Source organism: Photobacterium sp. GB-36, assembly GCF_003026135.1.
Taxonomy (GTDB): Bacteria; Pseudomonadota; Gammaproteobacteria; order Enterobacterales; family Vibrionaceae; genus Photobacterium.
Genome location: NZ_PYNY01000068.1, coordinates 1 through 1,056 on the forward strand (window position 1 = coordinate 1; position 1,056 = coordinate 1,056).

1 protein-coding gene is annotated in these 1,056 nt (G+C 31.2%); it reads right to left on the reverse strand.

The genetic code is table 11. The features are described from left to right. Positions 1–874: 874 nt before the first annotated feature. Positions 875–1,056: hypothetical protein (locus C9J46_RS21290; RefSeq protein ID WP_146144315.1), on the reverse strand; the 182-nt coding region annotated here is incomplete at its 5' end.

Sequence of the window (1,056 nt, forward strand, 5' to 3'; positions counted from 1 at the left end):
GTGCATCTTCGTAAGAAGTGGCAGTAACGATTTCGATAGTACGGCTTTCTAATTCAGCGATTAATGATTTAGTTGCACGATCGGCAAAGCTGTTTGGAGTAATGTTTTGGTGCTCAATAACGAGAGCGCGCATTTTATTAGTACTATTATTGTTGTTCATAATAACGCCTGAATAGAATGGTTGATTCTGATATATATCGATTTATAAGTGATATAAAGCAATAAAATATCTGGCAGAATTTATTGAGAATAAAATAAACAACCTCTTAATTAATATCACTATTAAAGGTAAGGGAATTGATGTTTATTATTTTTATTCTTACTACTTGTTTATTAACAAGTGATTTTTTGTATTTAAATTCGAGAAATTTAAATAATTAAAATATAACTCTTATTTTTAAGAATGATATTTTAAGTTGAATAGTTATCTTGTCTTCGAGGTATATAATGCGCTCTTTTCACAAAAATAAAACCATATAAACGGAATGAATTATTGCATTTTTACTAAAAAATAAGCCGATAAGTATCATTATTCGACCATGTTTTTTCATAAATCGTTCTCTAATGTTACCTTTGATGTCTCTTTTGAGGTTAAATCCTTTTTTTACAATAACTTATCTTTGTGTTGTCTGATGTCATATCAAATGCAAATAATGGCTATGTTTTTATTATGCAAAAATAATGAAAATAAATTCACACAAGAATGTGTATTTATTTTCGTAAGTGTAGGTAAAGTAAGATTTAATTTGTATTCCTCTTTATTTAGTCTAAGTAAACTCAGTGTGTGAGGAATATCTGGCATGATTTAAACGCATAAAAAAATCCCCACTCAATGAGTGGGGATTTAGGGTAGTCACGTTATCGACTTAGTCGATTATAGAGCGTCTTTTTTGATACAAAGAACGTGGTATTTACCGTCTTCGATCTCTGCGCCTTCAGTTTCGTGTTCGAAACCTGGGAATTCTGCATCCCATGCTTCTAGTGCTTTCAAGTACTGAATTTGAGGACTTGTTTCGTCACCGAAGTTTTCACCACCCATTAGCATTGGGATGCCTG